At 67.2% G+C, this 4,437-nt stretch carries 5 protein-coding genes; 2 read left to right on the top strand and 3 right to left on the bottom strand.

Translation table 11 applies throughout. The annotated features are described in order from the left end of the window. Positions 1-579: hypothetical protein (locus VEG08_00795; protein ID HXZ26515.1), on the top strand; the 579-nt coding region annotated here is incomplete at its 5' end. Positions 580-863: 284 nt separating this feature from the next. After that, a complete protein-coding gene (locus VEG08_00790; GenBank protein ID HXZ26514.1) occupies positions 864-1,169 on the top strand; it encodes a GIY-YIG nuclease family protein in 306 nt (101 codons plus the stop codon). A gap of 162 nt (positions 1,170-1,331) precedes the next feature. Here the strand turns inward: VEG08_00790 and VEG08_00785 are convergent, their stop codons facing one another. From VEG08_00785 to VEG08_00775, 3 genes are all read right to left on the bottom strand, one after another. Next, the gene (locus VEG08_00785) at positions 1,332-2,039 is read right to left on the bottom strand and encodes a lysophospholipid acyltransferase family protein (protein ID HXZ26513.1); all 708 of its coding nucleotides are present in this window, start codon (positions 2,037-2,039) and stop codon (positions 1,332-1,334) included. Beyond that, entirely contained in the window at positions 2,039-3,856 is a 1,818-nt protein-coding gene (locus tag VEG08_00780) for a PDZ domain-containing protein (protein ID HXZ26512.1), read from the bottom strand. Before VEG08_00780 ends, VEG08_00785 begins: the two co-directional genes overlap by 1 nt. After that, on the bottom strand, positions 3,853-4,437 hold a 585-nt coding region (locus VEG08_00775), incomplete at its 5' end, for a cyanophycin synthetase (GenBank protein ID HXZ26511.1). The genes VEG08_00780 and VEG08_00775, both read right to left, overlap by 4 nt.

Below are 4,437 nucleotides of genomic sequence, written 5' to 3'. Positions count from 1 at the left end.
CTCGCGTTCCTGCGGGGCCTCATGGGTCGCTGGTTCACAGCCATGAGCGGCCCCCTGACTGTTCCTTTCGCCGCTCTGGCGCTGTTTGTTTCCTCGACGCGGTACAGGGTTCTGTATGGCTGTCTGGCCGTGGTGTGCGGTCTAGTTGCAGCATATGGCACTTGGCGAGATGAACGCAGGAAGAAAGTGGCCCTCGTCACCGTAGCGGAGGAGCGCCTTGCAACCCTGGCGGCTCAAGTCGCTCGGGTTGCAGGCGATGCTCGCAAGGAGCAAGAGCTTTTGATCGCTGACCTAATGTCCGAACTTCAAGACAACTTGGGGAAGGCGCACTCGCCGGTCGTGGGTGAGGCATACGTGCGCCCCAGCTGCGCACGGTGGAAGGAGGTTCGAAACCAAGTTGTCCTCCCAGATAAGCTACGCGGGGGACTGAATCACGCCTACGTGGAAATTGAGAGATGGTGTTCCATCGTCGACAGCAGTGTTAAACCTGCATACGGCAGCAGGGAGTTGGACCAGGTCGCAATCACAATGCGATCCGAGCTTACGGCTCTCATCGAAGAGCTTAAACGTCTTGGCTAGCGCTCGCTAGCGGGCTCGCGGCGCCCGCCCCCGCAACCCAGTGGTAAGTGATGAGTGGCAAGTGGGATGGCGGCGGGCCTGAATCGCAGAAAAACATAGATCCTTCGCTTCGCTCAGGATGACACCCCAGGGGGGCGAGGGGTGGCGCGACCTGCGAGGCCCTCTCCCATCCGGAGTCATCCTGAGCGAGGCCGACCGAGCCCGATCCCGCCCTGCGGGAGAGGGGGAAGGAGGGCGAGCGAAGGACCTATGCACCCTGCCCACGGGCGGCGTAGCCTGAGCTTGTGAAGCCCGGCTACGTCTACATCCTGACCAACCGCTCGAAGACCTTCTGCACCGGCGTGACCAGCGACTTGGAGAACCGCATCTTCCAGCACAAGAACCACTGGGACCCGGGGTTCACGCGCAAGTACAAGATCGACCGCCTGGTGTACTTCGAGAGGTTTCGAAGACATCCGCGATGCGATCGCGCGCGAAAAGCAGATCAAGGGCCTGACCCGGCTGAAGAAGACGGCGCCGATCGTCTCCATGAATCCGGAGTGGCGGGACTTGAGCGAAGGCTGGTACGAACGCCATCGCTATGCGCCTGACCCAGAAAAAACATAGATCCTTCGCTGCGCGCTCCCTTTCCCCCTCTCCCGCAGAGCGGGATCGGGGCCGGTCGCGCTCGCTCAGGATGACAGGAGCAGTGGATAGTGGCTAGTGGGCAGAGGGTCCTCGGCCTTCGGTCGTCGGTCGTCGGTCAAGACGGCTTACGTGCGCCGCTCGGGGGGCAGGGCGCTGGCAACCTGGGCGGTGACGGCGGCAATGAGCGCGTCGCGGTCACTAAAAGAAGCGGGCGCGATGGGCGGGTGGAAGATGACCGTCGCGGTGCCGGGGCGGAGGCCGAAGTAGCCCTTGGGCTGCATCTCGAAGGTCCCAAGAATAGTCACGGGGACGATGGGGGCGGCGGCCTCCTCGGCCAGGTAGAACGGCCCTTTCTTGAAGGGCAGGAGGCGGCCGTCGCGGGAGCGGGTGCCCTCGGGATAGACGGTCATGTTGAGGCCGGAGCGCACCACGGCGGCGCCGGCGCGGACGCTGGCAATGGCGGCGTCGCGGTCGCGGCGGTCCACCGCCACCAGGTCGGCCATGCGCATGGCCCGCCCCAGAATGGGGACGCGGAAGAGTTCCTTCTTGACCAGCACCGAGGTGCGGCGCGGGATGAGCGGCACCAGGATGGGCGGGTCGAGGTTGGAGACGTGGTTAGACATGAAAACGTAGCTCTGGGCGGGATCGAGGCGGTCGAGTCCGACGGCCACGACCTTGACGCCGCCCAGGCGCACGCCGGCGCGCGCTCCCCACATGGCGATGCGGTAGAGGAAGGCGACCTTACCGCTGAGGAAGGTCCAGGGAAAGCCGATGAGGGCGGCGGCGGGGACGAAGAGCGACCAGAAGGCGAGCACCAGGAGCCAGCGCAGCACTAGCGTCCCCCGGGGGGCTGGTCCTCGCCGGCGAGCCAGGCGGCCTGGCGGGCGCGCTGCGCGGGCGAGGGATCGGGCATCTCCAGGATCTGGAAGTCGCTGCGGGTGGCGCCGCCCAGGCGGAACTTGAGTTCGCGGGAGCCGCGGCGTCCGGTGACGCGCAGGCGCACCTGATCGCCGATGCGCTGCGAGGCGAGCACGTCCTCGACGTCGCCCTCGGGGGGCTTGCCGTTGATGGCGAGGACGGTGTCGCCGGCGACCAGGCCGGCGCGTTCGGCGTCGCTGCCCGGATTGACGATCACCACCACCGGAGCGCTGTCGAAGTTGCGCACCGCGAGGAAGCCCGGGTCCACCACCGCGATCTGGCGCTGCTCCAGGCGCAGGCCCACGGTGGAGAGCAGCGCGTCGTAGGGCAGTTCCTGGGTCCCGGCCACGTAGGGCTGGAAGAACCAGTCGAACTTCTTGCCGGTGACCGCCTCCACCGCCTGCTCGACCCCGGCGGTCTCGGGAAAGAAGATGCTCTCCTGGGCGTAGCGGCGGTTCATGTACTGGAAGACGTCGCGCAAGGACTTCTGGCCGCCGGTGTCGCGGCGGATGGCGAGGTCGAGCAGCACGCCCAGGATCTCGCCCTTGTTGTAGTAAGAGACGCTGCGCTCGGGCAGGCGGTAGGAAGGATACTTGTCGAACCAGGTCTCCAGGCTGGATTCCTCGGCCGACTGGGTGAGGTGGGCGGGGCGAAGCTGCAGGTTGCGCACCTCGCGCGAGAGCAGGGAGAAGAACTGCTCCGGGGTGATCATGCCGGCGCGCAGCAAGGTGTAGTCGGCGACGGTGGAGGTGACGCCCTCGCTCCACCACAGGGCGTCGGTGTAGTTCTCCTTGGTGTAGTCGACCGGCTCCAGGCCCTGGGGGCGGATGCGCTTCACGTTCCACAGGTGGAAGAACTCGTGGGCGGTGATGCTCTCGAAGCCCACAGGATCGTCCTTGAGGCGCTCGGCGCTGAGCTCGATGGCGCAACTGAAGGCGTGCTCCATGCCGCCGCCGCCGATGGCGTTGCGCGGCAGGTGGTAGAGGAAGAGGTAGTCGGAGAAGGGGCGGTCGCCCATCCAGGCCACCTCGGTGGTGACGATGCGGCGGACGGTCTGCTTGATCCAGTTGAGGTCGTAGTCGTGGGGATCGTCGCCGTCGACGACGATGCGGTAGGTGGCGCCGCCCTCCTGGAAGGAGGTCTCGTCGAAGGTGCCCAGCTCGATGGGGGCGTCGACCAGGTGGTCGTAGTCGCGGGCGGCGAAGGTGCCGCCGCCGCCCGGCAGCAGCGGCTTGAGCGAAGGCAGGGTGGTGGCGATGCGCCACTGGCCGGGGACGTCGCTGAAAGTGACGGTCATCTGCGAGCCGCGGGCGTCGAGCGGGTACATGAGGATCTCGGCCAGGTTGAGGAAGCAGTGCTCGAGGTTGAGCTGGGCGCCATAGGGGCCGGGCTTGTCGGCGTACATGTCGTACTCGATCTCGGCGCCGCTCTCGGCGCCGGAGATGCGCCAGGTGGTCTTGTCCACCTTGTGGACGGGGAGAGGACGGCCGGCGTCGTCGTGGGCGCGGACCACCCGCACGTCCTGGGCGAAGTCGCGCACCTGGTAGAGCGCGTTCCAGACAGGGAGCTGGAGGTCGCGCTCGGCGGAGGTTCCGGCCAGGTGGATGCGCACGTGGATGACGTGCTCGCGGGCGCGCGCCAGCGAGAGGTAGTAATCCACCGGCGGAGCGGCGTGGGCGGCGGTGAGAGCCAGAAGGACGAGGGCGAGAGGAGCGAGCTTGCGGCGGGTCACGAGCGGGCGGAGACCTCCTGCTTGAGGCGACGCGGCAGTTTCTCATAGATGCCACCAAAACCGCCGTTGGAAAGGATGGCCACTACATCGCCGGAGCGCAGCTCGGGAGCGACGGCGGCGACGATGGCGTCGGCGTCGGGGAGTTCGCGGGCGGGACGGGCGGCGCGCTGGAGTCCGGCCACCACCGCGGAGGTTTCCAGGCGCTCGGCTTCGGGCACGGCTTCGGGGCGATAGACGCTGGCGATCACGATCTGGTCGGCGAGGGCGAGGCTGCGCACCAGCTCGGCTTCGAAGACCTTGCGGCGCAAGGTGTTGGAGCGGGGCTCGAAGATGGCCCACAGGCGGCGGCCGGGATAGCGCACGCGCAGCGCCTCCAGGGTGCCGGCGATGGCGGTGGGATGGTGGGCGAAGTCGTCGATGATGGTGACGCCGTCGACTTCCGCCTTGACCTCCAGGCGGCGCTTCACGCTCTTGAAGCTGCGCAGGGCGTCGGCGATCTTCTCCTTGGGGATGGCGCAGGCGGTGGCCATGGCGGCGGCGGCGGTGGCGTTGAGCACGTTGTACTCGCCGGCGAGCGGGAA

It is taken from the genome of Terriglobales bacterium, assembly GCA_035624475.1.
GTDB lineage: Bacteria > Acidobacteriota > Terriglobia > Terriglobales > Acidobacteriaceae > DASPRL01.
Note: the sequence above shows the minus strand (reverse complement) of the source record. Positions and strands in the feature narration are given on the sequence as shown.